General features: G+C 64.9%; 1 protein-coding gene. It reads right to left on the bottom strand.

The features are described 5' to 3' along the window. Positions 1–1,061: serine hydroxymethyltransferase (glyA, locus tag DIE08_RS35240; protein WP_148096103.1), on the bottom strand; the 1,061-nt coding region annotated here is incomplete at both ends.

Genomic DNA, 1,061 nt, shown 5'->3' with positions numbered 1-1,061 from the left:
GCTTCCGCCGGGCCGAAGCCGCGCGTCGTCATCGCCGGCGAACCCAGACGGATCCCGCTCGTCACGAACGGCTTTTCCGGATCGTTCGGAATCGCGTTCTTGTTCACCGTGATGTGTGCCGCGCCCAACGCCGCTTCCGCCGCCTTGCCCGTGATCTTCTTCGCGCGCAGGTCCACCAGCATCACGTGGCTTTCCGTACGGCCCGACACGATCCGCAGCCCGCGCTTGACCAGCGTTTCAGCCAGCACGCGTGCGTTCTCGACCACCTTCTCCTGGTAAGCCTTGAACTCCGGCGACAGCGCTTCCTTGAACGCCACCGCCTTCGCCGCGATCACGTGCATCAGCGGGCCGCCCTGGATGCCCGGGAAGATCGCCGAGTTGATCTGCTTCTCGTATTCCGACTTCATCAGGATCACGCCGCCGCGCGGGCCGCGCAGGCTCTTGTGCGTCGTCGTCGTCACGAAGTCCGCGTGCGGCACCGGGTTCGGGTACACGCCCGCCGCGATCAGCCCCGCGTAGTGCGCCATGTCGACCATCAGGTACGCACCGACCGACTTCGCGATCTTCGCCAGACGCTCGAAGTCGATCTTCAGCGCGAATGCCGACGCGCCCGCGACGATCAGCTTCGGCTTGTGTTCGTTCGCCAGTTGCTCGGCTGCGTCGTAGTCGATGTCTTCGTTTTCGTTCAGGCCGTAGCTCACGACGTTGAACCACTTGCCCGACATGTTCACCGGCGAGCCGTGCGTCAGGTGGCCGCCGTGCGCGAGGCTCAGCCCCATGATCGTGTCGCCCGGCTTGAGCATCGCGAAGAACACGCCCTGGTTCGCCTGCGAACCCGAGTTCGGCTGCACGTTCGCCGCTTCCGCGCCGAACAGCTGCTTCACGCGGTCGATCGCCAGTTGCTCGACCACGTCGACGTATTCACAGCCGCCGTAGTAACGCTTGCCCGGATACCCTTCCGCGTACTTGTTCGTGAGCTGCGAGCCCTGTGCGGCCATCACGGCCGGGCTCGTGTAGTTTTCCGACGCGATCAGCTCGATGTGCTCTTCCTGGCGGCGGTT

This window comes from Burkholderia sp. Bp9004, from assembly GCF_003858025.1.
GTDB lineage: Bacteria > Pseudomonadota > Gammaproteobacteria > Burkholderiales > Burkholderiaceae > Burkholderia > Burkholderia diffusa.
This window is presented reverse-complemented; position numbering and strand designations above follow the sequence as displayed.